We start from the raw sequence: 243 nt of genomic DNA, 5'->3' as shown, positions 1-243 counted from the left end.
GCCCGCCTCGGCAACCTTGATCAGGTAGTCGTATTCGCCCGTGACCAGAAACGCCTCGACCACTTAGGGCAGGCGGCTGATTTCCTCGCCAAAGCGCGCCAGCGTGTCGTCGTCGTGGTGCACAAGCGTGACCTCGATCATTACCGTGTCCGGCAGCCCCAGCGCCTTCTGGTTCAGCAAGGCCGCATAGCCTTCGATTACCCCCGCCTCTTCCAGCGCCTTGACGCGGTTCCAGCAGGGCGT

At 63.4% G+C, this 243-nt stretch carries 1 pseudogene; it reads right to left on the bottom strand.

Annotation, left to right across the window (positions count from 1 at the left end):
• Positions 1-243, bottom strand: a pseudogene (locus KVT32_RS31180) (Lrp/AsnC family transcriptional regulator); the annotation flags it as partial.

This window comes from Achromobacter sp. GbtcB20, from assembly GCF_019091095.1.
Taxonomy (GTDB): domain Bacteria; phylum Pseudomonadota; class Gammaproteobacteria; order Burkholderiales; family Burkholderiaceae_B; genus Achromobacter; species Achromobacter mucicolens.
The sequence above is the reverse complement of the archived record's forward strand: the minus strand, read 5'-3'. Positions and strand labels throughout refer to the sequence as shown.